The sequence below is a fragment of the Pseudomonas sp. FP2294 genome (genome assembly GCF_030687625.1).
Classification (GTDB): Bacteria; Pseudomonadota; Gammaproteobacteria; order Pseudomonadales; family Pseudomonadaceae; genus Aquipseudomonas; species Aquipseudomonas shahriarae.
The window spans coordinates 250,578-275,606 of the sequence record NZ_CP117441.1 but is presented as its reverse complement, the minus strand read 5'-3'; the positions used below and the strand labels follow the sequence as shown (position 1 = coordinate 275,606).

Sequence of the window (25,029 nt, the reverse complement as noted above, 5' to 3'; positions counted from 1 at the left end):
TTACATGACTCCACCCCTTCCACGAAGACCCCGCTGGCGCAGCCTGGCGTTGCTGGCGTTATGCCTGGCACCGCTGCTGTGGCCGCTGGAGCATCTGGCCGAACGTTACTACCGCAGCGAGCTGGCCGGGCAGAACCGCCAGACCCTCGACCTGTACGTCGCCAACCTGCTGGGCACCCTGCACCGCTACGAAATACTGCCGCAAATCCTCGGCGAATTGCCGGCCTTGCGTACCGCCCTGGAAGCGCCTCACATCAGCACCAACCTGGTCGCCGCCAACCAGTTGCTCAAGGAGGTGTCAGTCCAGGCGGGCGTGGAAGTGATGTACCTGATGGACACCCGTGGCAAGACCCTGGCCGCCTCGAACTGGGACAAACAGGACAGCTTCGTCGGCCGCAACTTTTCCTTTCGTCCGTATTTCAGTGAGGCCATGGCCGGGCGCCTGGGGCGTTTCTTCGGCCTGGGCACCACCTCGGCCAAGCGCGGGTACTTCTTCGCCGCTGCGGTGCGCGAAGACGAACATGTGATTGGCGTGCTGGTGGTCAAGGTCGACCTGGACCACACCGAAAGCCTCTGGGGCCAGACCCCCGAGCAACTGCTGGTCACCGACCACAACGGCGTGGTGATCCTGACCTCACGCCCACAATGGCGTTTTCGCGCGACCCGGCCACTGACCGAGGCCGAGCACCAGGCGATCGTCGCGATCCAGCCCTACCCGACCCGCGACCCACAGCCCCTGACTTTCAGCTCCAATGCCTGGCTGCGCCAGTCCACCGAAATCGCCGAAACCGGCTGGAATGTGGAGATTCTTGCGCCGCGCACCCTGATCGACCGCCCTGTGCGCACGGTGGTTGCCGTCGGCGGCGCGACCTTACTGGTGCTGATGCTGCTGCTCGGCCTGATGATGCAGCGCCGTCGCCACTACCTGGAACGCATCGCCTTTGAAGCCAAGGCCCGGCGCGAGCTGGAAATGCGCGTGGCCGAACGCACCAGTGACCTCGAAGGCCTCAACCGCCGCCTGCGCCAGGAAGTACTGGAGCGCGAAAATGCCCAGCAGGAATTGGTGCGCGCCCAGGATGACTTGGTGCAGGCCGGCAAACTGTCGGCGCTGGGTACCATGTCGGCGAGTATCAGCCATGAACTCAACCAGCCCCTGGCGGCCATTCGCAGCTACGCGGAAAACGCTGAGATTCTCCTCGATCACCAGCGCACCGACGACGCGCGGGGCAACCTCAAACTGATCAGCGAACTGACCGGGCGCATGGCCTCGATCATCGCCCACTTGCGCGCCTTTGCCCGCCGCGACCGGCATGCCCCGGAAAGCGTGGCCTTGCAACCGGCCCTGGACGATGCGCTGGCATTACTGGCCAAGCGCCGGCGGGCCATGGAAGTGGAGCTGATCCGCGACTTGCCAGAAGCCTCCCTGTGGGTGGAGGCCGGGGAAACCCGCCTGCGCCAGGTGCTGGGCAACCTGCTGGCCAATGCCCTGGATGCGTTGACCGAAAAGGGTCCGCCGCGCAAATTGTGGCTGAGTGCCGAATCCACCGAGCAGGGCGTCAACCTGTACATCCGCGACAATGGGCCGGGGTTCTGCATGGAAGCCCTGGGTCGCGCCAGCGAGCCCTTCTATACCACCAAGACCCGCACCCAGGGCCTGGGGTTGGGCCTGGCCATCTGTGACACCCTGATGCGTGCCTTTGGTGGTGAACTGCTGTTCGCCAACCACAAGGAAGGCGGCGCACTGATAACCTTGAAACTGCGCGCCGGGGCACCCGGCGTCAGTCTGCAACCGTCCGAGGACCGCAGTGTATGACTATCGATAACCAGATTCAGGTGGTGTTGATCGACGATGATCCACACCTGCGTCAGGCCCTGTGCCAGACCCTGGACCTGGCCGGGCTGAAAGTCCTGCCCCTTGGCGAGGCCACCGGCCTCACGGCGCGCCTGACGCGGGATTGGCCAGGGGTGGTGGTCAGCGATATCCGCATGCCCGGCATGGACGGCCTGGAGCTGCTCACCGAGCTCCACGGCCAGGACCCGGAGTTGCCAGTACTGCTGATCACCGGCCACGGCGATGTGCCACTGGCGGTGCAAGCAATGCGCGCCGGCGCCTATGACTTCCTCGAAAAACCCTTCGCCAGCGACGCCCTGCTCGACAGCGTGCGCCGCGCCCTGTCGCTGCGCCGGCTGGTGCTGGACAACCGCAGCCTGCGCCTGGCCCTGAGTGACCGCCAGCAATTGAGCACGCGCCTGGTAGGCCAGTCGGCGCCGATGCTACGCCTGCGCGAGCAGATTGGCGCGCTGGCGGCGACCCGCGCCGACGTGCTGATCCTCGGCGAAACCGGCGCCGGCAAGGAAGTGGTGGCGCGCGCCCTGCACGACCTGTCGAACCGCCGCACCGGGCCCTTCGTCGCTATCAACGCAGGCGCCCTGGCCGAGTCCGTGGTCGAAAGCGAGCTGTTCGGCCATGAGCCGGGGGCGTTTACCGGTGCGCAGAAACGGCGCATCGGCAAGTTCGAATTTGCCAACGGCGGCACGTTGTTCCTCGATGAAATCGAGAGCATGAGCCTGGATGTGCAGGTCAAGTTGTTGCGTCTGCTACAGGAGCGGGTGGTTGAGCGCCTGGGGGGCAATCAGCAGATCCCGCTGGATATCCGCATCATCGCCGCGACCAAGGAAGACCTGCGCCAATCCGCCGACCAGGGGCGCTTTCGCGCAGACTTGTACTACCGCCTGAACGTCGCGCCGCTGCGCATTCCGCCGCTGCGCGAGCGGGGCGAAGATGCCCTGATGCTGTTCCAGCACTTCGCCGACGAGGCCAGCAGCCGCCACGGCCTGCCGCTGCATGAGCTGCAGCCGGGCCAACGGGCAATGCTGTTGCGCCATAACTGGCCGGGCAACGTGCGCGAACTGCAAAACGTCGCCGAGCGCTTCGCCCTCGGCCTGGAACTGGCCCTGGACAACGCACCGGACGGCCCGGCGCCGGGTGTACCGATGTCGACGGGGGGCTTGAGCGAGCAAGTCGAGCACTTTGAAAAAGCCCTGATCGCGGCCGAACTCGGCCGCCCCCACAGCTCTGTGCGCAGCCTGGCCGAAGCCCTGGGCGTGCCGCGCAAAACCCTGCATGACAAGTTACGCAAGCACGGCCTGAACTTTGCCGACAGCGGCAACGCCCACGCTGACGACGATTGACCTTTTCCCCCTGCCAAGAGACTGCCATGAGCCGCGATAGCCGTTACCTGGAATCCATTCTGCACCATGACATCCCCCTGACCCGGGAGATGGGCCTCAAGGTGCTCGACTGGCAGGACCGGCAACTGCGCCTGCACTTACCGTTGCAAGCCAATATCAACCACAAGAGCACCATGTTCGGCGGCAGCCTGTATTGCGGCGCGGTCTTGGCGGGCTGGGGCTGGCTGCACCTGCAATTGCGCGAGGAAGGGATTGAAGACGGGCATATCGTGATTCAGGAAGGGCAGATCAGCTACCCATTGCCTGTCACCCAGGACGCCACGGCGATTTGCCAGGCCCCGGAGGACAAGGTGTGGAAGCGCTTTTTGGCGACCTACCGGCGCCATGGCCGGGCGCGGCTGGCGTTGCAGGCGTGGATCGTGAATGAGGGCAGTGACGCGCGGGCGGTGGCGTTTACCGGGCAGTACGTGTTGCACCGCTAGGCAAGATCATCCAAGGCCTATCTGGGAGCGGGCTTGTGTGGGAGCAGGCAAGCCAGCTCCCACATTTGATCTGCATTGCCTTCAAGAACGGGCCAGAGTCAGCAAACGCTCGCGCCAGGCGGCCTTGGCCGGCAAGGCCAGGAAGAACGGGTTCAACAGCGACTCGCGCGCCGGGTAGCTGAACGGCTGGCCATTCAACTCCAGCACTTCGCCGCCAGCCCCTTCCAGCACGCCCTGGGCGGCGGCGGTGTCCCACTGCGACGTCGGCGCCAGGCGCGGATAGCAATCGGCGCTGCCTTCGGCCAGCAGGCAGAATTTCAAGGAGCTGCCGATATTGGCCAGCTTCAACTCCCCCAGCCCTTCACTCAACCCATCGAGCAAGCGCTCCTGTTCGGGGCTGGTGTGGCGACGGCTGGCAACCACGGTGAACGCCTCGCCTGCGGCCGGCTTCTGGCGCACCTGGATCGGCCGGGGTGCGGCATTCACGTCGGAGCGCCACGCCCCAAGCCCGGCGCCGCCGAAGTAGCAGCGGCCACTGGTGGGCATCGACACCACACCAAACACCACCTGCCCCTGTTCGATCAAGGCGATGTTGACGGTAAATTCTTCGCTGCCGCTGATAAATTCCTTGGTGCCATCCAGCGGGTCCACCAGCCACCAGCGTTGCCAACCGGCACGCACGCTCTGGTCGATATCGGCATCTTCTTCCGACAGCACCGGGATGCTTGGGTCCAGCGCAGTGAGGCCGGCGAGAATCAGGTGATGGGCGGCCAGGTCGGCGGCGGTCACCGGCGAATCATCCGCCTTGGCCGTCACGGCTACATTGGCGCGCCAGTACGGCAGGATGACCTCGCCGGCCTGGCGGGCCAGTTCAATCACCGGGGCAATGTACGGGTGGCCGAGGAACAATTCGCTCATGGCTGGAAGGCTCCACGCTGGGTCAACAAGTCCCGTACCAGGTACAACGCGGCCAGGGCCCGGCCTTCGCTGAACTGCGGGTTCTGCGCCAGTTGTGCGAGCTCGCGCAGGTTGACCCGGTCCACGCGCATCGGCTCGGGCTCGTCGCCTTCCAGGCGCTCTTCGTACAGCTCGGTGGCCAGCACCACCTGGATTTTCTGGCTCATGTAGCCAGGGGACAGGGACAGTTCGGTCAGGTGCTCCAACTGCCGGGCGCCATAGCCCGCCTCTTCCTTGAGCTCGCGGTCTGCCGCTGCCAGCACGTCTTCGCCCGGCTCGATCAGGCCCTTGGGCAATGACAGTTCATACTCATCCGTGCCACCGCAGTATTCTTCCACCAGCAGCGCGTGGTCAGCGTCGATCATCGCCACGATCATCACCGCGCCATACCCTGCACCCCGGCCCACCAGGCGCTCGTAGGTCCGTTCAACGCCATTGGAAAAGCGCAGTTGCACTTCCTCCACGCGGAACAAACGGCTACTGGCGACAATTTCGCGGGCGAGGACGGTGGGTTTCTGGCGCATAGAGGGCTCCTTGGCGTGATCGGGTTACTATACCGTGGCTTTTCCGATTGTCTGTGTCGGATATATTTACTTACCTGCTTGAGAACCCACCATGCCGCCACTGCCCTGGTCCGATATCGACACCGTCCTGCTGGACATGGACGGCACCCTGCTTGACCTGCATTTCGACAACCACTTCTGGATGGAACACCTGCCCCGGCGCTATGCCGAACTGCACGGTGTGAGCCTTGCCCTGGCGGAGATGGAGTTGCAGCCGCTGTTCGAGCGTAACGCCGGCCAGTTGCAATGGTATTGCCTGGATTTCTGGAGCACCGAACTGAAGATCCCGGTGCGCGAACTCAAGCTGGAAACCGCCCATTTGATCGCCCTGCGGCCGGACGCCGATACCTTTCTGGCGGCCATCAAGCAGGCCGGCAAGCGCGTGATCCTGATCACCAACGCCCACCGCGATTCGCTGTCGTTGAAGTTGGAACGCATTGAGTTGGCGCCGTATTTCGAGCGGCTGATCAGCTCTCACGACTATGGTTTTGCCAAGGAAAACCCGCAGTTCTGGGACGCCCTGCAAGCGGACATCGACTTCGACCCGGCGCGCAGCCTGTTTATCGACGACACCTTGCCGATTCTGCGCAGTGCGCGGGATTTTGGCGTGGGGCATTTGCTGGCGGTGAAAGAGCCGGACAGCCGCAAAGGGCCGAAGGATACGGCGGAGTTTGATGCAGTCGGGGATTACCGGGAATTGATCAGCGGGCTCTAAAACTAGATGTGGGGCCCCTGTGGGAGCGGGCTTGCCCGCGATAGCGGTGGGTCAGAGCTAGATCTGCTGACTGACACACCGCAATCGCGGGCAAGCCCGCTCCCACATTATTCATCTGCTCCAGGTATTACTCAGGAATACGCAGCGTCTGCCCTGGGTAGATTTTGTCCGGGTGCGACAACATCGGCTTGTTGGCCTCGAAGATTTTGTTGTACAGATTGGCATTGCCGTAGACCGACAGGGAAATCGCGCTGAGGGTGTCGCCCTTTTTCACCACGACAAAACGGGCAGCCGCAACAACAGGGCCCGACACAGTGATCTGGTCATCCACGGTCGCCACGCCGGCAATGTTGCCCAGCGCCAGCAGAATCTTCTCTTTCTCCTCCTGGGTGGCGACTTCACCGGTCACTGTCACCTTGTCGCCCTCCACGGTGGTCTGCACATTCGGGTTACCCAGGCCGACCTTGGCAACGTGATCCTTCAACTGCTCACTCGCGTTTGCATTACCCGGCGTCAACAGATCAACGATTTTCTCGCCGGCTTCTTTGATAAAGCTAAAAAGACTCATAGTGCGCTCTCCTTGGGATTGGGTTTCCAGATGCCAAAGACTAGACCAGTCTTACAGACCTTGGTTCCAGCCCGACCAATGACGCAAACGCGCTAGAATCCCTGCGCCATTGGAACAAGCCCCCGGAGCGAAGATGGACATCAAACAACTGAAATTCCTCATCGCCCTCGACGAAACCCGTCACTTCGGCCAGGCGGCCGCGCGCTGCCACATCACCCAGCCAACCCTGTCGATGCGCCTGCGCAGCCTGGAAGAAGAGCTGGAGCTGCCGCTGGTCAATCGCGGCCAGCGTTTCGAGGGTTTTACCGCCCCTGGCGAGCGGGTGCTGGCGTGGGCGCGTACGGTGCTGGCCGCCTATGACGGCCTGCAGGCCGAAGCGGCCGCCTGCCGGGGCAACCTGGTGGGGACATTGCGCCTGGGCGTGGTGCCGCTGTCGAGCTTTGATCCGCTGGCCTTGATGCAACAGTTGCACAGGCAACACCCCAGCCTGCGCTTTGAGCTGTCGGCGTTGAGCTCCGAGCAGATCCTCGAACAACTGGCGAGCAATCGCCTGGACCTGGGGGTGTCCTACCTTGAACGCCTCGACAGCGAGCGCTTTGACTCCCTGGCCCTGGACGAAACCCGCATGGGCCTGTTGTACGACCAACGCTTTTTCAGCTTTGGCGAAAAGCCCCTGAGCTGGGAGGCGCTGATCGAGCTGCCCCTGGGCATGCTCACCAGCGGCATGCATTTTCGCCAGTCCATCGACCATAACTTCCACAGCCGCGGCCTGACGCCACACCCCTTGCTGCAAACCGATGCCGTCCATCAGTTGCTGCAGGCCGTGCATGGCGGCCTGTGTTGTGCGGTGATGCCCCTGGACGGCGGCCTCGACGCCCTGACCGAACACCTGCGCCTGCAACCTATCGAAAACGCGCAAACCCTGGCCAAGCTGGGGCTGATCATGCGGCGCAGCGCGCCACGTTCGGCGTTGGCCGAGGCGTGTTTCGCGCTTTATCAGTAATCGCTACCGAAGCATTGATCGACGTCATCTATCGGTAGATCAGTATTGGCGATTAGACGCGACCCTTTGTCGCGCCTAGTCTTCACTCTGAACACTTCGCCGGTGACTAGACTTGATGAACGCCCAGCGCCCTGCGTGCGCGGCGCCTGCCCTGACAACGCCCGCGCCTGCCGCCAGCCAGAGTTATCAATATTGCAGCCTCGACCACACGGAATCGGCCAGCACCGCGCTGGCCGAGGAAGTTGCGTTGGCGATTGCCTACAACGACATCAGCCAGGCCGTGATGCTGGTGACGCCCACCGATCTTGAAGACTTTATCGTCGGCTTCAGCCTGGGCAGCGGCATCATCAGCGACATCAGCGATATCTATGACCTGCAACTGAGCGGCGCAGGCTCGGCCCAGTACGCCCAGGTGCAGATCTGCAGCCGCGCCTTCTGGAACCTCAAGCAACAGCGCCGGCAACTGGCCGGCACCAGCGGCTGCGGCCTGTGTGGCGTGGAAGCCGTGGAGCAGGCGTTGCCGGACCTGCAGGTTTTGCCGGGCGCACCACTGCCGCCTGCCGCCTGGCTCGAGGGCTTGCGCCAGCGTATCAGCGCCTTCCAGCCGTTGGGCCAATACAGTGGCGCGGTGCATGCAGCGGTGTTCATGAATAACCAGGGCGAACTGCTGCTGGGCCGCGAAGATATCGGCCGGCATAACGCCCTCGACAAACTGATCGGCGCCCTGGTGCGCCAGCGCATCCCGACCGAAGGCGGCGTGGCGATTGTCACCAGCCGTTGCAGCCTCGAATTGATCCAGAAAGTCCTGCGCGCGGGCATCCAGACCCTGGTCAGCCTGTCGTCACCCACCGGCCTGGCCCTGCAATGGGCGCGCCGGCACAACCTCAATCTTATCCACCTGCCGCAAAAAAGCGCGCCGCGGGTCTACAGCCCTGCGATGGAGTACCAGCCATGAGCAATCATCACCAAGCCGACCAAACCCCGACCCCGCGCTACAAGCCCTACAAAGGCCCGGCGGGTGGCTGGGGCGCGCTGATCAGCGTGGCACAGGCGTGGCTGACCAGCGATAACGCGCTGAAAAACCTGCGCATGATGCTCAAGACCAACCAGAACGGCGGCTTCGACTGCCCGGGTTGCGCCTGGGGTGACTCGCCGGAAAGCGGCATGGTCAAGTTCTGCGAGAACGGCGCCAAGGCGGTCAACTGGGAAGCCACCAAGCGCCGGGTGGATGCGGCGTTCTTCGCCAAGCACAGCGTCAGCTCCCTGCTGGAGCAAAGCGATTACTGGCTCGAATACCAGGGCCGCCTGACCGAGCCGATGAGCTATGACGCCGAGACCGACCGCTACAAGCCAATCAGCTGGGAGTCGGCCTTCGACCTGATCGGCAAGCACCTGCAAGCCCTGCCAAGCCCGGACATGGCCGAGTTCTACACCTCGGGCCGCGCCAGCAATGAAGCGGCATACTTGTATCAGCTGTTCGTGCGCGCCTATGGCACCAACAACTTCCCGGACTGCTCGAACATGTGCCACGAAGCCAGCGGCGTAGCCTTGGCGCAAAGTGTGGGGGTCGGCAAAGGCACCGTGACGTTTGACGACTTCGAACACGCCGACGCGATTTTCGTCTGGGGCCAGAACCCCGGCACCAACCACCCACGCATGCTTGAACCGCTGCGCGAAGCAGTGAAACGCGGTGCCCAGGTGGTGTGTATCAACCCGCTCAAAGAGCGTGGCCTGGAACGCTTCCAGCACCCGCAACATCCACTGGAAATGCTCACCAACGGTGATAAACCGACCAACACCGCATATTTCCGTCCGGCGCTGGGGGGCGACATGGCCATCCTGCGCGGCATGGCCAAGTTCCTGCTGCTGTGGGAGCGCCAGGCCCAGGCCGAAGGCAAAGAGGCAGTGTTCGACCACGACTTCCTCAATGAACACACGGTCAATGTGCTGGATTACCTGGCCAAGATCGACGACACCTCCTGGGATGAAATCGTCGAACAGTCCGGCCTGAGCCTGGTGGAGATCGAGCAAGCGGCGCGCATGTACGCCAAAGGCAAGAACGTGATCATGTGCTGGGCGATGGGCATCACCCAGCATCGGCATTCGGTGCCGACCATCCAGGAAATCGCCAACCTGATGCTGCTGCGCGGCAACATCGGCCGCCCAGGTGCCGGCCTGTGCCCGGTGCGTGGCCATAGCAACGTGCAGGGCGATCGCACCATGGGCATCAACGAACGGCCGCCCGTGGCCTTCCTGGATGCCCTGGAGCGTCGCTTCCAGTTCAAGGTACCCCGTGACAACGGGCATAACGTGGTCGAAGCCATTCACGCCATGCTTGAGGGCCGCGCCAAGGTGTTTATCGGCCTGGGCGGCAACTTCGCCCAAGCCACGCCTGACAGCCCCCGCACCTTCCAGGCCTTGAGCAACTGCGACCTGACCGTGCAGATCAGCACCAAGCTCAATCGCAGCCACTTGGCCCACGGTAAACGGGCTTTGATCCTGCCGTGCCTGGGTCGTACCGACATTGATATCCAGGCCGATGGCCCGCAAGCGGTGACGGTGGAAGACTCGTTCAGCATGGTGCACGCCTCCAACGGCCAATTGCAGCCGCTGTCGAAGCTGATGAAGTCGGAACCGGCCATTGTCGCCGGCATCGCCGCCGCCACCCTGGGCAGCAAACCGGTGGACTGGAACTGGCTGGTGGCCGACTACCGCCGCATCCGCGACTTGATCGCCGACACCATTCCCGGCTTCAAGGACTTCAATGAGCGCGTGCAGCACCCAGGCGGTTTCTACCTGGGCAACAGCGCCGGCGCCCGCCGCTGGAACACGCCGTCAGGTCGCGCCAACTTCCGCGCCAACATCCTGCCCAAGGACCTGGTGCATGAACGCACCCGCGCCACTGGCCAGTTACCCGACCTGATCATGCAATCCATGCGCTCCCATGATCAGTACAACACCACTATCTACGGCCTGGATGACCGCTATCGTGGGGTCAAGGGCCAGCGCGACGTGTTGTTTGTCAACGAAGCCGACATCATCCGCCTGGGCTTCAAGCCGGGGCAGAAGGCCGATATCGTGTCGATCTGGGATGATGGCCGTGAACGCCGGGTCAAGGGTTTTACCTTGCTGGCGTTCGATATTCCGGCGGGACAGGCGGCGGCCTATTACCCGGAGGTCAACCCGCTGGTGCCGTTGGAAAGCACTGGGGATGGTAGCCATACGCCTACTTCCAAGTTCGTGGCGATTCGCCTGGAAGCGGCCAGCGACAATGGTCTGATCATGGCCCGGACCGCCTGATCGTCTCCATGTCTGGGAACGATTTTACGGGCACAAAAAAGGCCGCTTTTGTATAAAAGCGGCCTTCCCGAAGTAGCTAAAGACCGGCAAAAACGACTTAAGTTCCCTAGATAAAACAGTAACTTAGCTAATTGTATACAACCTGCACCACTGGTCGGAATTCGATTGTAAGAATATTCCGACAACCTCAGGATCGCGCCGTCATCCCCTTGAGGTTCACCTATGAAGTTCTCCTCGATTCTCTTGTTGTCCCTTGGCCTGGTCAGTGGCGCAGCCACGGCCGGTGGCACCACCGAAGCCGGTGTAGGCGGCGCATTGGGCGGGGTTTTAGGTTCGGTCGTCGGCCAGCAGATCGGCGGCAATACCGGTTCGGCCATTGGTGCGGCCCTGGGCGGCGCCGGCGGTAGCGCAGTGGGCGCAGACAAACGCAGCCGTGGCGAAGCAGCCATTGGCGGCGCACTGGGCGCAGCAGGCGGCAACGTGGTCGGGCGCAGTGTCGGCGGTAGCACCGGCAGCCTGATCGGCGCGGCAGCCGGCGGTGGCGCGGGCGGCGCGCTGGGTAACTATATGGGCAATAAGAGCGATGACGACGACCGTCGCTATCGCGGGCGTGATAACCGCCGCTATGACCGTGATGATCATCGTGGCCGTGGGCATGCTTATGGCCATCGCAAGAACAAGCATCACTACCGTCACCGGTAAACACAGCAAACTCAATGTGGGAGCTGGCTTGCCTGCGCTAGCGCAATGCCAGCAACCAATAGGTGGCCTGACACTGCGCTATCGCGGGCAAGCCCGGCTCCCACATTAGCTCTTCATTGTTTCGCAGGCCGCCGTCAGACCGCCAGGTGTTGCAGTGCTTCGCGCAGTACCTGTGGAATCGTCACCGGCTGGTTAGTCGCCCGATCCACAAACACATGCACAAACCGCCCCGCCGCACAGGCCTCATCTTCGCCGGCCTTGAACACCGCCAATTCGTACTGCACTGAACTGTTGCCAAATTTGCCCACCCGCAGGCCAATCTCGATACGGTCGGGGAAAGCAATCGAGGCGAAGTAGTCGCACGCCGAACTCACCACAAACCCCACCACTTCGCCGTCATGGATATCCAGCCCGCCCTGTTCAATCAGGTACGTGTTCACTGCTGTGTCGAAGAAGCTGTAGTAGGTGACGTTATTCACATGGCCGTACACATCATTGTCGTGCCAGCGCGTAATGATCGGCTGGAAGTGACGGTAATCGGCACGCTGCGGCATTGAGTCAGGCATGGACAAGTCTCGTTGAAGTGAATTTACAGGTCGTTCAGGTGGGCCTCGGCCCAATCCCGCACCTCGGCATACGGATACTCTTCCAGCACCGCAAACCCTGGAATCCCCCGGGCCTTGAGCTTGGTAAACAGTGGCACGCTGATCCCGCATAAAAACCGCGTCAAGCGCTCGGCCCCTGGCAAGCTGCCAGTGTGTTGATGATGCCTGTGGATAAAATCCCCGCACAGCCCCTGGAAGTTTTTATCCACAAGCGGTGCCAGGCCCGGTGGTGCCGGCAGATGGGCGACCTGTCCAGAACAAACCGAGCAATGCCCACACTGGCGGGGGGCGGCTGCATCGCCAAAATACTCGGCCAACCGATAGCCCAGGCAACGCTCACTGGCGAACAACGCCAACATCCCATGGATCCGCGCCACTTCCGTGGCTTCGTGCTGCTTGAAGCCTGTGTATAACTCGGCGCTCAAGGCCTGGGGATCAAACCCGGTATCGAGCAGGCTATAGACCTCGGTCATCTGCTTGCTCTCCAGCTCGATCAGGCCCTGCTCCTGGAAATAATCCAGCGCCTTGACCACCCGGCCGCGTTCGGCCTGGTGCTGTTGATAAAGCGCATCAAAGTCCACGGTGGCCCAGCTCCTGGCCCGTTTGCACGCTTGGATAATCGCGGCGACAAACTGCTGCCGCTCACCGGAAAAACGCGCCAGCAATACCTCCGGTTCTACCAGGTACTTGAAGCGATACTCGGCATAAAACGCATAGCGCGGTGCAATCACCCCCTTGAGCTCCAACTGCACCAGCAAAGTCTTGAGCGGTAGCTCGCGGACATTGCTCAGTTCCGCTAACGAGCGCAGCAGAAACTCCCATTGCCCGTCATCACCGGCCGCCAGCAGTTCCTCCAGCACCAGGCGGATGCCTTCCTGCTCCGGCGTATCGCCGTACACAAAGTTCTCCAGCACATTGAGGCTGTCGCGGTTGGCCAGCACCAGGCACTCGGAAGGCTGGCCATCGCGACCGGCACGCCCGATTTCCTGGCTGTAGTTCTCGATGGATTTGGGCAGATCGAAATGCACCACATTGCGGATGTCGCTCTTGTCGATGCCCATGCCGAAGGCAATGGTAGCGACGATGCAGTTGGACTGGCCGCCCATGAACCGGCACTGGATGCCTTCGCGCTTATCATGGGGTAAACCTGCGTGATAAGCCTCGGCCTGGATGCCATGGCGATTCAGGTGCTCGGCGATCTGCTCGGCAGTCTTCTGCAAGGTGACATAGACGATGCTCGGCTGGTTGGCCCGCTCGCCCATCCACTCCGCCAGGCGCCGGCGCTTGTCGGCGCCGCTGACCGGCTCCACCCACAGGTTGAGGTTGGGCCGGTAGAACCCCGTGGTGATCACGTCGGCGGGGGCGATGGCGAACTTGGCCTGCATGTCCGCAATGACCTTGGGCGTGGCGGTGGCCGTCAACAGCAGCGCCTGGGGAATGTTGAACTGGTGTTGGTAGTCGGGGAGTTTCAGGTAGTCCGGGCGGAAGTTGTGGCCCCACTCGGAAATACAGTGCGCCTCGTCCACCACCAGTAGCGAAATCGAAACGCTGTGCAAAAAGTTGCGAAAGCGCTCGTTCTTCAGACGCTCTACGGAAATCATCAGGATCTTCAATTCGCCGGAGCGAGCGCGGGCCATTACGTCATTGGCCTGCTCACGGCTTTGTGTCGAATCAATGCTGCCGGCCGAAATGCCATGGCGCTGCAAAAAGTCCAGTTGGTCCTGCATCAACGCCAACAACGGCGACACTACCAGTGTCAGGTGCGGCAGCAACACGGCTGAGAGCTGATAACAGAGGGATTTGCCGGAGCCGGTGGGAAAGATCGCCGCCGCCGAGCGGCCTGCCAGCACGGCGCTGACAGCCGCCTCCTGGCCTGGGCGAAACTGTGGATAACCAAAGACCTGCTGGAGGGTGTCGTGCATAAGCTGTCACTCCATTGACCGCTGAACAGGCCTAAAACATAGCCCGGGATTTTCAGCGAATCGAGAAAGGTCGCGTGGAAAAGAGAGACAGGATGATACACAGGCGGCGAGGGTGAAGCCGGTAGCAAACGGCAATCTATAAAACACCCCAAAACAAAAGTGGGAGCGGGCCTGCCCGCGATGGTGGTGCCCCAGTCGATACTGCTGTTGACTGTTACACCACTATCGCGGGCAAGCCCGCTCCCACATTTTCAGATCTTTGCTACAGCTCAATCAGCGGTTTTGCACACGCTCAATGGCTTTGTCATACACCGGGTTGGCCTTCTGTTCCTTGGCCAACTGATAGTGACGCAGCGCATCGGCAAACTGCCCGGCCGCTTCGTAGATCCGCGCAATGTTGTAGTAGGAACCGGCGCGCACGGTGGCCGCTGTCGGGCCACTGGCCAGGGCGATCGCCTTGCGGTTGGCCCAGATCGACTCGGCGGTGTTACCGGCTTTCTGATAGGCCAGGCCGAGGTTGCCGTAGGCTTTACCGAAGGAATTGTCCAGTTCGATAGCCTGACGGAAGTAGTCGATTGCCTGGTCCAGGTTACCGGCTTGGTAGGCCGCTTCGCCTTTGAGGTTCAGCTTCTTCGCATCGCCCTGTACCGCAGAACTGACCACCACCGCATCCACGGCAACGCTGTCGTTGAGCAGGGGTTTGACTTCGTTGAGCACATCCTTGGCTTCGACCAGCACGCCGGTGAAGGTATTGATGTCCTGGAAATCGCCGCTGCCGGTCATGCGGAACACGGTCCACAGGTTACCGGTACGGTTGGTCGGCACGTAGTAGGTGCGGACCAGGGACTGGCCCATGTACACAAACACCTTGGCCTGGCTCTCGGACAGTGCAGTGGAGCCTGTATTGGTGCGGTTGGAGAAGTCATGCACGGCGTAGACGTAGCTTTCGCCGTAGTGTTTTTTCTGCAGCGTGATGGTTTCCGGGCCGTAGCTGTCGGTGTCATCCACATCCAACTCGGCATCGGTGCCGGTCTTGCTGTTGAAGTAGATGTTGTTGCCGGGGAAGATCATGTGGGAGTCGAGGTCCGAAGGCGATTGCCCCCAGGTCAGCACTACACGCAGGCCGTCGAGGTTTTCCATCACCGGGCTGATGGCGTATGTCATGCCTTTGCACGGGCACTTCACCACCAGGTTGGAGTAGCCGGGCTTCTTGATGATCAGCAGATTGTCGGCGCCATCGGCAACTTCGCTGGTGAGGGTGACCTGGCCCTGGGCGTTGGTGCGCCCCACCACGTTCTGTGCGCCGTTGCGTTGCAGCAAGACTTCAGCGTCGGCGATTTTCTGGTCCTTGACCACCGCACTGAGCACTTCAATTGGCAACTGCTCGGCCTGGACAGAAAACGCCACCGCACACAATGACATCGCCGAGGCGATACGAAGCAAACCCATGCTTAACTCCCTTTAAGTAGTGGGCGGAATTGCCCTACAAGATTTTGCGGTGAAACATACGCTGAATTCAGGGGTTTTGCCGGGATTTTATACAAAATGTGACGTGGTTTTTATCCCGCCTGCGCCAGGATGCCCGACAGCCAAATTGCCAACATCAGAAGACTCTGTAGGAAATTGCTTGGTCGGGCACCATACGCTTCCCAAACTGCCTCAGGTGCCCACTCAACCCTCTACAGAATCGGCCGAGCCTGACCGAAACTAGCGCCCTCGCAACCTTCTCGGCAAGAAATCCGTGAACCTTGAAAGGACTCAGTACATCGGCCATTACGGCGTCACGTTCAGCGTGATTCGTTTCACTGTTTTCCCTGGCGATCGGCAGGGGCTATCCAGCCTGTATCTGCTAGAAGCAGGCATCTGCGCAAACCAGCTGCGCTATCAACTGATGGATCTCTACGAAAAAATGCTCGCACGTGATTTACCCTGCAAAATGGCCGTCGCGATTTGCAAGCCACTCACTCGGCGACAGGCCGACTTACTCAATGAGCGCGGGACTATTGTTGCAGGACTAATTAGTAGCGCCTTTTCCGCCCCCATAAGCCTGGTATCGCCTCTGGTTGGAGGCGCGGTGGGAGGCACTCTTGGCATGATAATTAAGGGCGCTATTCGCAGTTACCACGCCGGCGATGTTGTTATCGGCCTAGACGCTCAGGTCAATGGCGGGATCGGCCCTCAGCGCTCATTGTCGGCCTTGGTTCGACAGTTTCAGGGCGGGTAATACGATGACCGAATACGCCCCCTGGATCACTCTCTCCATTCTCGTCGCCCTTACCGCTCTGCTCGACAAGAGAATCAAGTGCTCCATACTCAGAACATGGATTGGGTTCGCTCTCGTCGCTATCGGACCAACGCTTTTGTTCGGCGCAACCCGATGGATTAGAGAGTTACAATTAGACAGCCTTCCGATTCTGTCTTTTCTTATAGGCATCGGTTTGCTGCTCACTCGAAACAAATACCATCAGCAACACCTCCCCCCTCACCCACTCCTGCGTGCTCCCACCATGAACCTGGCCCCCCACTTCCCCGAAGACCCTGTCATGCAGCAGCTCCTGCAATTGCTGCATGAAGAAATCGGCCTGCCCAAGCACAAGACCATCCGCCTTAAAACCTCGCTTAACTTCGACCTCGGCTGCGACGGCGCCGAAGCCAGGCAATTTATGGAGGCGCTGGAGCAGACATTCGATCTCGACCTGGGTGACTATGATGCTTATCGTTACTTCAACCCGCCGGTCTTCGATGTATTCCTCAAACACCGCGCCAAGGGCCGGGGCGAGAAAATGCCGCTCACCATCGGCATGCTCTACCTGGCGATCAAGACTCATAGCTGGGATACACAGACGCTGGAAAATCTGAGCTAAAGAACACTGAGTGGTTAATGTGGGCCTTTTTGCCGCCCTGCTCTACGCTCATCGAGATTTCCACGCGCACAAAAAAGCCGCCCACTAGGGGCGGCTTTTTAACAGCTAGCGAATCTTACAACTTCGGACCCGCTGCCTTGATCGCGTCGCTCACTTCAAATTTCTTGAAGTTCTCGACGAACAGGCCGGCCAGGGCCTTCGCTGCTTCGTCGTAGGCAGCCTTGTCAGCCCAGGTGTTGCGTGGGTTCAACAGGCCGGTCTCAACGCCCGGTACGGCCAATGGCACGTCGAGGTTGATGGTGTCCAGGTGCTCGGTTTGCGCACCGATCAACGCGCCGCTCTGGATCGCTGCGATCACCGCACGGGTGGTCGGGATGTTGAAGCGTTTGCCGACGCCGTAGCCACCGCCGGTCCAACCGGTGTTGACCAGGTAGACCTTGGAGCCGAAGCCACGGATGCGCTTGATCAGCAGCTCTGCGTATTCGCCAGCCGGACGCGGGAAGAACGGTGCGCCGAAGCAGGTGGAGAAGGTCGATTTGATGCCGCTGCCCGACCCCATTTCAGTCGAGCCCACCAGTGCGGTGTAACCAGACAGGAAGTGGTAGGCCGCTTGTTCTTCATTGAGGATCGACACCGGTGGCAGTACGCCAGTCAGGTCGCAGGTCAGGAAGATCACCGCGTTTGGCTCGCCGCCCAGGTTCTTCTCGGAACGCTTGGCAACGTGCTCCAGCGGGTACGCCGCGCGGCTGTTCTGGGTCAGGCTGACGTTGGTGTAGTCGGCGTGCTTGGCATCGTCGATCACCACGTTTTCCAGGACGGCGCCGTGCTTGATGGCTTTCCAGATGACCGGCTCGTTCTTCTCCGACAGGTCGATGCACTTGGCATAGCAACCGCCTTCGATGTTGAACACCACGCCTTCGCCCCAACCGTGTTCGTCGTCACCGATCAGGTAGCGGCTTTCGTCGGCGGACAGGGTGGTCTTGCCAGTGCCGGAAAGGCCGAAGAACAAGGTCACGTCGCCTTCTTCACCGATGTTGGCAGCGCAGTGCATTGGCAGCACGTCAGCGGCCGGCAGCAGGAAGTTCTGCACCGAGAACATGGCTTTTTTCATCTCGCCGGCGTAACGCATGCCAGCAATCAGGACTTTTTTCTGGGCGAAGTTGAGGATCACGCAACCATCGGAATTGGTGCCGTCACGCTCAGGCACACATTCAAAGTTGGCAACGTTGAGCACTTGCCACTCTTCACGCCCGGCCGGGTTGTACTGGGCCGGGTTGATGAACAGGCAACGACCGAACAGGTTCTGCCAGGCAGTCTGAGTGGTCATTTTCACGGCCAGGTAGTGTTCTTCGGCAGAACCTACATGCACGTGGGAAACGAAATGCTCTTGCGCGTTGTTGAAAGCCTCGACGCGAGCCCACAGGGCATCGAACTTGTCGGCCGGGAACTTGCGGTTGATCGGGCCCCAGGCAATAGCGGCCTGGGTGGATGGCTCTTCAACGATGAAACGGTCGACCGGCGAACGACCGGTACGGTGACCGGTTTCTACGACCAGCGCGCCAGTATCGGCAAGCACGCCTTCACCGCGCTGCAGGGCTTCTTTGACCAGATCGTCAACACTCAGATCGGTGTATACGGCGTTATTGGCTTGCGTCATGAGGTTCCCCGTCGGCCTATGGCCGAGTGCTCCAAACGTTTTGTAGTAGAAAGTTGCGCACTACTACCGCGAAAAAAGTGGGCCGGATTATGCCAGAAAAGCCCAAAAAAAGTAGGGCCCTCCCGTCAGAACACCTCTAATCCGGCGTTTGTCAGGTGATTTACCTGTGCTTAAACGTTTTAGTGGTGGGTACCAGAAGGGGTGTCAACGCCAGCGCCAGCGAACAATTGGGCGATATCGGCAGCGTCGAACAGGTAGCGCTGGTTGCAGAACTGGCAGTCGATCTCGATTCTGCCACCGTGCTCCACCGCCAGATTCTGCGCATCCTCAAGGCCCAGGCTCACCAGGGCATTGCCCGAGCGCTCGCGGGAGCAGCTGCAATGGAAACGCAGCGATTGCGCATCGAACAGGCGCACTTCCTCTTCATGGTATAGGCGGTGCAGGATGGTTTCGTTGTCCAGGCCCAGCAGCTCTTCAGCGGTCAGGGTACCCGCCAGGGCAGTGAGGCCACGCCAGCTTTCCTCGCGCTCATCCTCGTCCTTGATACGGTCCGCCGGCAGCTGTTGCAACAGCAGGCCACGGGCGCGCTTGCCGTCCGCATTGAGCCAGAAGCGGGTGCCCACTTGCTGGGACATGACGAAATAGTTGGTGAAGCAGTCGGACAGGGTTTCCCCGTCCAGATCGACAATGCCCTGGTAACGCTGGCCAACGGTCGGGTCGATGGTCAACGCCAGCACGCCGTTGGGCATCAGGTCGACCAGGGTCGCGTCCGCCGGGATCTGGTCTGCGTCATAACGTGCCAGGCCACGGATTTCCCGCTCACTGGAGCACTCGATCATCAGCATCGGCACCGGGCCTTCGGAGCGCGCCTGGAGGATCAGCAAGCCATCGAACTTCATGGTGCCCACCAGCAGCGACGCGGCGGCCATCAGTTCGCCAAGCAACTGCGCGACCGGCTCCGGATAGGGGTGCTTGGCAAGGACTTCGGCATAGCTGCGCTCCAGGGCAACCAGCTCGCCACGAGCGTCGTTGTCGTCAAAGAGGAAACGTTGGGTGAAGTCGGTATCCGGTAGATCAGTCATAGGTCTGGGTATCTGAATTGATGACAAAGTGATGACAATGTTTCTAAAATTATGCGCTTTAGCACCAATTTGGTGCGCTTTTCTTCTGATAGGTGAAGAGAGTTTAGAGCGAAGAGGAAACAGTTTATGAACAATCCGGGTTTGTTCCAAGCCAAGTGGAACCTCGGGCGATTGGCCCTGTGCAATTTACTCGCTCTGGGGCTGCTGTGTTTTTGGCTATGGCCCGCAGGCCAGATGCTTTGCGTGATATTCGACGAATGGCTGTTTCATCTGCTCAACGACCCGCTGGCCAGCAACCCGACCTGGCTGCATGTATGGGCGATCGCCAGCCTGCGGCCATTTGATGCGGTGGTCGGGGTGATCCTGCTGATGCTGCTGATTCGCGGCGAATGGGTGTTCAAGGCGATTGAAGTACGCCAGGCGTTTTTCGGCTTCCTCGCGATTCTGCTGTTACTGCTGTTTATCCGTATGCTGTTTTCCAAGCTCGCGGCGCAGATGGGCTGGCAGCACAATAGCCCGTCGATGGTGATCAGTGGAGCGATCCATATGAGCGATTACTTCCCGAACCTGGAAAAAACCTGGGAATTGAAAGACCGTTCCAGCCAGAGTTTCCCCGGTGATCATGCTTCAGTGTTGCTGATCTGGGGGATGTTCATGAGCGTGTTTGCCAAGCGGATCGGCCAGGTGGTGCTGATCTGGGGCCTGGCACTGCTGTTTATGATGCCGCGCCTGGTGGCAGGTGCTCACTGGGGGCAGGACGACTACATCGGTGGCGTACTGCTGGCGCTGTTAGCGCTGGGTTGGGGTTACTACACACCGTTTGCGGCGAAGGTCTCAGCTTGGCTGCTACGCATAACCGAACCGGTATTCCGGCTGCTTCAACGGGTACCCGCGATCAATCGCCTGAGCGTGATCCGCAACGCCTGAGCCCTGGTGCAGGAGCCTGATCGGCTCCTGCACGTAACCCCTCAATCATCATTGCCGCTGCCGCGAAACTTGAACAGGTCGCGGCGCTGTTTCTTGCTCGGTTTGCCGTCGGTGCTCATACCCAAGGCTCCGGCCTTGCGCATGGCCGCCGCATTCTCGCGCTTGGCAATACTGGCGGGGGTCTCGGTGTACAGCGCCTGGGCTTCAGGCGCGCCTCGGCGGACAATGGAGAGCGCCTCCACCAACACGGTTTTCTCATCAAAGCCGATGCGAATCTGCAACTCGTCGCCAACACGCGGCTCCTTGCCCGGCTTGCAGCGCTCGCCTCGGCAATGCACCTTGCCGCTCTCGATGGCGGCCTTGGCCAAGGCCCGGGTCTTGTAGAAACGTGCGGCCCACAGCCACTTGTCCAAACGGACTTTTTCGTCCTCTTCCTGCTTTTGAGCCACTTGAATTCCTCGCTCTGAAAAATGTCGCAACTTAACAGTCGAATCCCTTCGACGCACAAACGCCAAGGCTCACCTAAGATACGCCAGGTGTCAGGCAGTTTCCCTTCAGCCGTGGTTTTTTATGGTGTGAAGATATCTGTCGCCATTTGGTGAATATTCTGCGTGAATACCGCGAATTCGGCGCCAAGCGCTCGTCAACGGTCCTGGGTTGTCACAATCCGTGAGCTATTGGACGCTAGTGTCGTATGACGTAGAAACTTCCCTGATTGCCGGTTGTTCATATTGAAGACATTTGACCATTTGACCGTTGTCGGTCTGCGTGAATGGGTGGCGCTTCCCGATTTGGGTGTGGCGGGCCTGCGCGCAAAGATCGACACCGGCGCCAGTACCTCCAGCCTGCATGCCACCGAGATCGAGCCTTTTGAGCGTGACGGTGAAAAATGGCTGCGCTTTACGGCGCACCTGGGCAGCGTGGTGCAACTGCGTCACCGGCGCTGCGAAGCACCGCTGGTGGCCATGAAAACCATTAAAAGCTCCAACGGCCAGGCGCAGGTGCGCTACGTCATCAGCACCACCCTGGCCCTGGGTGATCGGGTATGGAGGGTGGAGTTCACCCTGGCTTGCCGCAAAACCATGCGTTACCGCCTGTTGCTAGGTTCCAAAGCCCTGATCGACGGCCAGTTAGTGGTCAACCCGGGGCTCAAGTACGTTCAAGACAAGCCGGTGTTCCCGGTCTCCACTATTGCTGCCACAGGTGTTGCATGAAGATCGCTGTGCTGTCGCGTAACCCGCGTCTGTATTCCACCCGCCGTCTGGTCGAGGCCGGCACCGAACGGGGCCATGAGATGGTGGTGATCGATACGTTGCGCGCCTATATGAACATTGCCAGTCATAAGCCGCAGATCCACTACCGGGGCAAACCACTGGAAGGCTTCGACGCGGTGATCCCGCGTATCGGGGCCTCGGTGACGTTCTACGGCTGCGCGGTCCTGCGCCAGTTTGAAATGATGGGGGTGTTTCCGCTCAACGAATCGGTGGCCATTGCCCGCTCCCGGGACAAGCTGCGCTCCCTGCAATTGCTGTCGCGCCGGGGCATCGGCTTGCCCGTGACTGGTTTTGCCCATTCCCCCGATGACATTCCCGACCTGATCGAGATGGTCAACGGTGCGCCATTGGTGATCAAGGTGCTGGAAGGCACCCAGGGCATTGGCGTGGTGCTGTGTGAAACCGCCACGGCGGCAGAGTCGGTGATCGAAGCGTTCATGGGTCTCAAGCAGAACATCATGGTCCAGGAATACATCAAGGAAGCCGGCGGGGCCGATATCCGTTGCTTCGTGGTGGGGGACAAGGTGATTGCCGCGATGAAGCGCCAGGCCAAGCCGGGGGAGTTTCGCTCCAACCTGCATCGGGGTGGCAGCGCCAGCCTGATCAAGATCACCCCGGAAGAACGCATGACCGCCCTGCGCGCAGCCAAGGTCATGGGCTTGAGTGTGGCGGGCGTGGATATCCTGCGCTCGAACCACGGGCCACTGGTGATGGAAGTCAACTCGTCACCAGGCCTGGAAGGAATTGAGACCACCACCAACAAGGATGTGGCGGGGATCATCATTCAGCATCTGGAGAAGAACAGCGGGCCAAATCTGACCCGGACCAAGGGCAAGGGCTGAAATACGCCCTTTAGAGCAGCACAAACCAGTGTGGGAGCTGGCTTGCCTGCGATGACTGACTAACATTCAACATCACTGTTAGTTTTTTTCGCAGGCAAACCAGCTCCCACATTTGATTTTCGTCGTGGCTTAGACCGCATCCCTTGGCAACATCAGCCCCAACGGCAAGCGCACCCGCGCTTCCAGCCCGCCATCGGCACGGTTGCGCAGCTCAACATTGCCACCATGCATCGAGGCAATCCGCCGCACAATCGCCAGCCCCAGGCCGGTGCCTTTGCCACCACGGGCACGGTCGCCACGGGTGAAGGGGTTGAAAATGCCCTCCAGCTCCGCCGGATCAATCCCGGCGCCACGGTCCATGACACTCAGCACCACATAGGGCGCGTTGGTGTCACCAGACACATAGGCGGCGACTTCCACCTCGGTGCCCGCATGATGCAAGGCGTTGCCGATCAGGTTGTTCAACAGGCGCTTCATCGAGACCCGGCGCAACGCAAAGGGCTGGATCGGCTCCAGGCGCATGTGCACCTGCTCACCATTCTGGTTATAGGGCGCCACGACCTCGCGGACCAGGTCGGTCAGGTCCACTTCTTCCACCACCTCATCGCGACCATCGCGGATAAACGCCAGGAACTGGTCGAGAATCGCGTCCATGTCTTCGATATCACGGACCATGTCATCGGTCAGGTCGGTGTGGTTACCCATCAGTTCCAGGGACAGGCGCAAGCGTGTCAGCGGCGTGCGCAGGTCGTGGGACACCCCGGCCAGCATCAGCTCACGCTCGCGACCGGCCTGTTCGACATCCTCGGCCATCTGGTTGAACGCGCTATAGACCTCGGTCATTTCGCTGGGCGTATCGCTGATCGGCAGGCGCACGCTGCGCCCCTGCCCCAGTTGCCTGGCGGCGAACACCAGGCGCTTGAGCGGCTGGTTGAGCTGGCGCACGAAAATCCAGGCCGACGCGGTGGAAAGCAGGCCGATGGCCAGGAACCAGCCGAGTACGTTCCAGATCTTCTGCCCCCGCAGCGGGTGCGGATACAGCGGAACCTTGATCCATGCATCGCCCAGGCTCGGCGCGCGCACCCAGAGGGCGGGTGATACATGCATGCGCAAGCGCACCTCGGTGTCTTCACCCAGTTCGGCCTGCATCTGGCGCTGGTAGATCTCGCTGTAAGGCCAATGCTGCTCGCCTTCCGGCACGCCAGCCCCATCCACGCGGGTCAACGTCGACGCCTTGGCGACTTTTTCGCGGTTCTCGGGATCCACAGCCCAGTAGCCACGCAATGTCAGCGCAACACCATGGCTGTACTGCCGGTCCACCAGCACGTCTTCGTTCATCAACAGATAAACGAGGGTCAGCGCCTTGGAAAACAGCACGACGATCAGCACCAGCCAAAGGGTGCGGGAGAAGAAACTTTGGGGGAACCACAGCGGGGTTTTCATAGAAGACAGCTAGACACCTGGCAAGAGCGAGCCACGCTCGCAGAATTGCAGACGCCGGGCATCCGGCCGACCCCTTGGGATCGAACTCCGGAATACCCGCATGTGCAAATCATCGATTACTTGGTTGCCGTGCCATCCGGCACAAACACGTAACCCACGCCCCACACTGTCTGGATATAACGCGGCTTGGACGGATCCGGCTCGATCATCCGGCGCAGACGGGAAATCTGCACATCGATGGAGCGCTCCAGGGCGTCCCATTCACGACCACGGGCCAGGTTCATCAGCTTGTCACGGGTCAGCGGTTGGCGAGCGTTCATCACCAGCGCCTTGAGCACCGCGAATTCGCCCGTGGTGAGCATGTGGACTTCTTCGCCACGCTTGAGCTCACGGGTAGCCAGCGACAGTTCGTAGTCACCAAAGGTCACGCTTTCATCTTCGCTGCCTGGCGCGCCCGGTACGGGAGCCGCCTGGCGACGCAATACGGCCTTGACCCGCGCCATCAGCTCGTCGGGGTTGAATGGCTTGGCCAGGTAGTCGTCGGCGCCCAGTTCCAGGCCCTTGATACGGCTCAGCTCATCGCCCTTGGCGGTCAGCATGATGATCGGGATCTGGTTGTTGGTGCTGCGCAAGCGCTTGCAGGCGGTCAGGCCGTCTTCGCCGGGCAACATCAGGTCGAGCACGACCAGGTTGAAGACTTCGCGCCCGAGCAGGCGGTCCATCTGCTCGGTGTTCGGCACCGCGCGGGCACGGTAGCCCTTGGAGGTGAAGAACCGCTCCAGCAGGCTGCTCAGCCCCGGATCGTCATCAACGATGAGAATTTTTTCGCCTTCAGCAGTTTGTGCAGTGCTGCTCATTGGATGCTCCTCTTATCTGGCGCGCATTATGGCTTAGCTGCCGTTATACGCACGGTACGCATTGTTAGCAGATT

The 25,029-nt window shown here is 60.8% G+C and carries 24 protein-coding genes; 13 read left to right on the top strand and 11 right to left on the bottom strand.

Going from position 1 to position 25,029, the window contains the following annotated elements; all coding sequences use genetic code 11:
- Window positions 1-4 precede the first annotated feature (4 nt).
- Genes PSH73_RS01185 through PSH73_RS01175 form a run of 3 tightly spaced genes read left to right on the top strand, consistent with a single transcriptional unit; the run spans window position 5 to window position 3,674 of the window.
- A complete protein-coding gene (locus tag PSH73_RS01185; RefSeq protein ID WP_198791962.1) occupies window positions 5-1,813 on the top strand; it encodes an ATP-binding protein in 1,809 nt (602 codons plus the stop codon).
- Window positions 1,810-3,192 (top strand): sigma-54 dependent transcriptional regulator, encoded by a 1,383-nt coding sequence (locus PSH73_RS01180; RefSeq protein WP_120731254.1) that lies wholly within the window; start codon window positions 1,810-1,812, stop codon window positions 3,190-3,192. The genes PSH73_RS01185 and PSH73_RS01180 overlap by 4 nt, the downstream gene beginning before the upstream one ends.
- Before the next feature lie 26 nt (window positions 3,193-3,218).
- A complete protein-coding gene (locus PSH73_RS01175) occupies window positions 3,219-3,674 on the top strand; it encodes a thioesterase domain-containing protein (protein WP_057437082.1) in 456 nt (151 codons plus the stop codon).
- An 81-nt stretch (window positions 3,675-3,755) separates the two neighbouring features.
- Here PSH73_RS01175 and cysQ read toward each other — a convergent pair whose 3' ends face one another.
- Entirely contained in the window at window positions 3,756-4,592 is an 837-nt protein-coding gene (cysQ, locus tag PSH73_RS01170) for a 3'(2'),5'-bisphosphate nucleotidase CysQ (RefSeq protein ID WP_057958007.1), read from the bottom strand.
- The gene (nudE, locus tag PSH73_RS01165) at window positions 4,589-5,155 is read right to left on the bottom strand and encodes an ADP compounds hydrolase NudE (protein ID WP_057958006.1); all 567 of its coding nucleotides are present in this window, start codon (window positions 5,153-5,155) and stop codon (window positions 4,589-4,591) included. The genes cysQ and nudE overlap by 4 nt, the downstream gene beginning before the upstream one ends.
- Window positions 5,156-5,246: 91 nt before the next feature.
- Between nudE and yrfG the strand changes: the two genes are divergently transcribed.
- Window positions 5,247-5,909 (top strand): GMP/IMP nucleotidase, encoded by a 663-nt coding sequence (gene yrfG / locus PSH73_RS01160; protein ID WP_057958005.1) that lies wholly within the window; start codon window positions 5,247-5,249, stop codon window positions 5,907-5,909.
- 127 nt (window positions 5,910-6,036) lie between these two features.
- Here the strand turns inward: yrfG and lysM are convergent, their stop codons facing one another.
- Complete coding sequence (lysM, locus tag PSH73_RS01155) at window positions 6,037-6,477, bottom strand: peptidoglycan-binding protein LysM (RefSeq protein WP_057437074.1); 441 nt, start codon at window positions 6,475-6,477, stop codon at window positions 6,037-6,039.
- A gap of 133 nt (window positions 6,478-6,610) precedes the next feature.
- On the opposite strand from lysM, the gene PSH73_RS01150 reads away from it, so the two are divergent.
- The 4 genes from PSH73_RS01150 (at window position 6,611) to PSH73_RS01135 (ending at window position 11,482) form a co-directional block, all read left to right on the top strand.
- Window positions 6,611-7,480 carry a LysR family transcriptional regulator gene (locus PSH73_RS01150; protein ID WP_057444600.1) on the top strand — a complete coding sequence of 290 codons (870 nt, stop codon included), beginning with the start codon at window positions 6,611-6,613 and terminating at the stop codon, window positions 7,478-7,480.
- Window positions 7,481-7,595: 115 nt separating this feature from the next.
- Window positions 7,596-8,435, top strand: coding sequence for a formate dehydrogenase accessory sulfurtransferase FdhD (fdhD, locus tag PSH73_RS01145; RefSeq protein ID WP_057958003.1), 840 nt, complete (start codon window positions 7,596-7,598; stop codon window positions 8,433-8,435).
- A complete protein-coding gene (locus PSH73_RS01140) occupies window positions 8,432-10,780 on the top strand; it encodes an FdhF/YdeP family oxidoreductase (RefSeq protein ID WP_305461777.1) in 2,349 nt (782 codons plus the stop codon). Before fdhD ends, PSH73_RS01140 begins: the two co-directional genes overlap by 4 nt.
- A gap of 222 nt (window positions 10,781-11,002) precedes the next feature.
- Window positions 11,003-11,482: a YMGG-like glycine zipper-containing protein gene (locus PSH73_RS01135; protein WP_198791963.1), complete on the top strand. Its 480-nt coding sequence runs from the start codon at window positions 11,003-11,005 to the stop codon at window positions 11,480-11,482.
- 134 nt (window positions 11,483-11,616) lie between these two features.
- On the opposite strand, the gene PSH73_RS01130 is transcribed toward PSH73_RS01135, so the two are convergent.
- From PSH73_RS01130 to PSH73_RS01120, 3 genes are all read right to left on the bottom strand, one after another.
- Window positions 11,617-12,048, bottom strand: a complete 432-nt coding sequence (locus tag PSH73_RS01130) for a thioesterase family protein (protein ID WP_128593830.1) — start codon at window positions 12,046-12,048, stop codon at window positions 11,617-11,619.
- Window positions 12,049-12,071: 23 nt separating this feature from the next.
- A complete protein-coding gene (locus PSH73_RS01125) occupies window positions 12,072-14,009 on the bottom strand; it encodes an ATP-dependent DNA helicase RecQ (protein WP_305461774.1) in 1,938 nt (645 codons plus the stop codon).
- Between the two features lie 273 nt (window positions 14,010-14,282).
- The gene (locus tag PSH73_RS01120) at window positions 14,283-15,458 is read right to left on the bottom strand and encodes a tetratricopeptide repeat protein (protein ID WP_057437068.1); all 1,176 of its coding nucleotides are present in this window, start codon (window positions 15,456-15,458) and stop codon (window positions 14,283-14,285) included.
- 292 nt (window positions 15,459-15,750) lie between these two features.
- On the opposite strand from PSH73_RS01120, the gene PSH73_RS01115 reads away from it, so the two are divergent.
- The gene (locus tag PSH73_RS01115) at window positions 15,751-16,233 is read left to right on the top strand and encodes a hypothetical protein (protein ID WP_305461771.1); all 483 of its coding nucleotides are present in this window, start codon (window positions 15,751-15,753) and stop codon (window positions 16,231-16,233) included.
- A 4-nt stretch (window positions 16,234-16,237) separates the two neighbouring features.
- Complete coding sequence (locus PSH73_RS01110) at window positions 16,238-16,873, top strand: DUF1493 family protein (protein ID WP_233093219.1); 636 nt, start codon at window positions 16,238-16,240, stop codon at window positions 16,871-16,873.
- A gap of 115 nt (window positions 16,874-16,988) precedes the next feature.
- On the opposite strand, the gene PSH73_RS01105 is transcribed toward PSH73_RS01110, so the two are convergent.
- Window positions 16,989-18,530: a phosphoenolpyruvate carboxykinase gene (locus PSH73_RS01105; RefSeq protein WP_057437065.1), complete on the bottom strand. Its 1,542-nt coding sequence runs from the start codon at window positions 18,528-18,530 to the stop codon at window positions 16,989-16,991.
- A 179-nt stretch (window positions 18,531-18,709) separates the two neighbouring features.
- Window positions 18,710-19,612 (bottom strand): Hsp33 family molecular chaperone HslO, encoded by a 903-nt coding sequence (gene hslO / locus PSH73_RS01100; protein ID WP_305461769.1) that lies wholly within the window; start codon window positions 19,610-19,612, stop codon window positions 18,710-18,712.
- A 126-nt stretch (window positions 19,613-19,738) separates the two neighbouring features.
- Between hslO and PSH73_RS01095 the strand changes: the two genes are divergently transcribed.
- Window positions 19,739-20,539, top strand: coding sequence for a phosphatase PAP2 family protein (locus PSH73_RS01095; RefSeq protein ID WP_057957999.1), 801 nt, complete (start codon window positions 19,739-19,741; stop codon window positions 20,537-20,539).
- Window positions 20,540-20,580: 41 nt separating this feature from the next.
- On the opposite strand, the gene PSH73_RS01090 is transcribed toward PSH73_RS01095, so the two are convergent.
- Complete coding sequence (locus PSH73_RS01090) at window positions 20,581-20,988, bottom strand: RNA-binding S4 domain-containing protein (RefSeq protein WP_057437060.1); 408 nt, start codon at window positions 20,986-20,988, stop codon at window positions 20,581-20,583.
- 348 nt (window positions 20,989-21,336) lie between these two features.
- Here PSH73_RS01090 and PSH73_RS01085 point away from each other — a divergent pair, with 348 nt between their 5' ends.
- Both PSH73_RS01085 and rimK read left to right on the top strand, forming a co-directional pair.
- Entirely contained in the window at window positions 21,337-21,753 is a 417-nt protein-coding gene (locus PSH73_RS01085) for an ATP-dependent zinc protease (protein WP_239688414.1), read from the top strand.
- Complete coding sequence (gene rimK / locus PSH73_RS01080) at window positions 21,750-22,655, top strand: 30S ribosomal protein S6--L-glutamate ligase (protein ID WP_057957998.1); 906 nt, start codon at window positions 21,750-21,752, stop codon at window positions 22,653-22,655. The genes PSH73_RS01085 and rimK overlap by 4 nt, the downstream gene beginning before the upstream one ends.
- Before the next feature lie 129 nt (window positions 22,656-22,784).
- On the opposite strand, the gene PSH73_RS01075 is transcribed toward rimK, so the two are convergent.
- On the bottom strand, window positions 22,785-24,098 hold the full coding sequence (locus tag PSH73_RS01075) for an ATP-binding protein (RefSeq protein WP_057437058.1): 1,314 nt from the start codon (window positions 24,096-24,098) through the stop codon (window positions 22,785-22,787).
- 116 nt (window positions 24,099-24,214) lie between these two features.
- A complete protein-coding gene (gene ompR / locus PSH73_RS01070; RefSeq protein WP_032856582.1) occupies window positions 24,215-24,955 on the bottom strand; it encodes a two-component system response regulator OmpR in 741 nt (246 codons plus the stop codon).
- Window positions 24,956-25,029: the final 74 nt, after the last annotated feature.

Excerpts from the sequence above, each read along its gene's own strand:
- PSH73_RS01180 (WP_120731254.1), top strand. The coding sequence starts at position 1,810 with ATGACTATCGATAACCAGATTCAGGTGGTGTTGATCGACGATGATCCA.
- PSH73_RS01105 (WP_057437065.1), bottom strand. The coding sequence starts at position 18,530 with ATGACGCAAGCCAATAACGCCGTATACACCGATCTGAGTGTTGACGAT.
- PSH73_RS01150 (WP_057444600.1), top strand. The coding sequence starts at position 6,611 with ATGGACATCAAACAACTGAAATTCCTCATCGCCCTCGACGAAACCCGT.
- PSH73_RS01135 (WP_198791963.1), top strand. The coding sequence starts at position 11,003 with ATGAAGTTCTCCTCGATTCTCTTGTTGTCCCTTGGCCTGGTCAGTGGC.
- PSH73_RS01110 (WP_233093219.1), top strand. The coding sequence starts at position 16,238 with ATGACCGAATACGCCCCCTGGATCACTCTCTCCATTCTCGTCGCCCTT.
- PSH73_RS01075 (WP_057437058.1), bottom strand. The coding sequence starts at position 24,098 with ATGAAAACCCCGCTGTGGTTCCCCCAAAGTTTCTTCTCCCGCACCCTT.
- PSH73_RS01095 (WP_057957999.1), top strand. The coding sequence starts at position 19,739 with ATGAACAATCCGGGTTTGTTCCAAGCCAAGTGGAACCTCGGGCGATTG.
- cysQ (WP_057958007.1), bottom strand. The coding sequence starts at position 4,592 with ATGAGCGAATTGTTCCTCGGCCACCCGTACATTGCCCCGGTGATTGAA.
- PSH73_RS01125 (WP_305461774.1), bottom strand. The coding sequence starts at position 14,009 with ATGCACGACACCCTCCAGCAGGTCTTTGGTTATCCACAGTTTCGCCCA.
- PSH73_RS01185 (WP_198791962.1), top strand. The coding sequence starts at position 5 with ATGACTCCACCCCTTCCACGAAGACCCCGCTGGCGCAGCCTGGCGTTG.
- nudE (WP_057958006.1), bottom strand. The coding sequence starts at position 5,155 with ATGCGCCAGAAACCCACCGTCCTCGCCCGCGAAATTGTCGCCAGTAGC.
- lysM (WP_057437074.1), bottom strand. The coding sequence starts at position 6,477 with ATGAGTCTTTTTAGCTTTATCAAAGAAGCCGGCGAGAAAATCGTTGAT.
- hslO (WP_305461769.1), bottom strand. The coding sequence starts at position 19,612 with ATGACTGATCTACCGGATACCGACTTCACCCAACGTTTCCTCTTTGAC.
- PSH73_RS01140 (WP_305461777.1), top strand. The coding sequence starts at position 8,432 with ATGAGCAATCATCACCAAGCCGACCAAACCCCGACCCCGCGCTACAAG.
- ompR (WP_032856582.1), bottom strand. The coding sequence starts at position 24,955 with ATGAGCAGCACTGCACAAACTGCTGAAGGCGAAAAAATTCTCATCGTT.
- rimK (WP_057957998.1), top strand. The coding sequence starts at position 21,750 with ATGAAGATCGCTGTGCTGTCGCGTAACCCGCGTCTGTATTCCACCCGC.
- PSH73_RS01175 (WP_057437082.1), top strand. The coding sequence starts at position 3,219 with ATGAGCCGCGATAGCCGTTACCTGGAATCCATTCTGCACCATGACATC.
- PSH73_RS01120 (WP_057437068.1), bottom strand. The coding sequence starts at position 15,458 with ATGGGTTTGCTTCGTATCGCCTCGGCGATGTCATTGTGTGCGGTGGCG.
- fdhD (WP_057958003.1), top strand. The coding sequence starts at position 7,596 with ATGAACGCCCAGCGCCCTGCGTGCGCGGCGCCTGCCCTGACAACGCCC.
- yrfG (WP_057958005.1), top strand. The coding sequence starts at position 5,247 with ATGCCGCCACTGCCCTGGTCCGATATCGACACCGTCCTGCTGGACATG.
- PSH73_RS01130 (WP_128593830.1), bottom strand. The coding sequence starts at position 12,048 with ATGCCTGACTCAATGCCGCAGCGTGCCGATTACCGTCACTTCCAGCCG.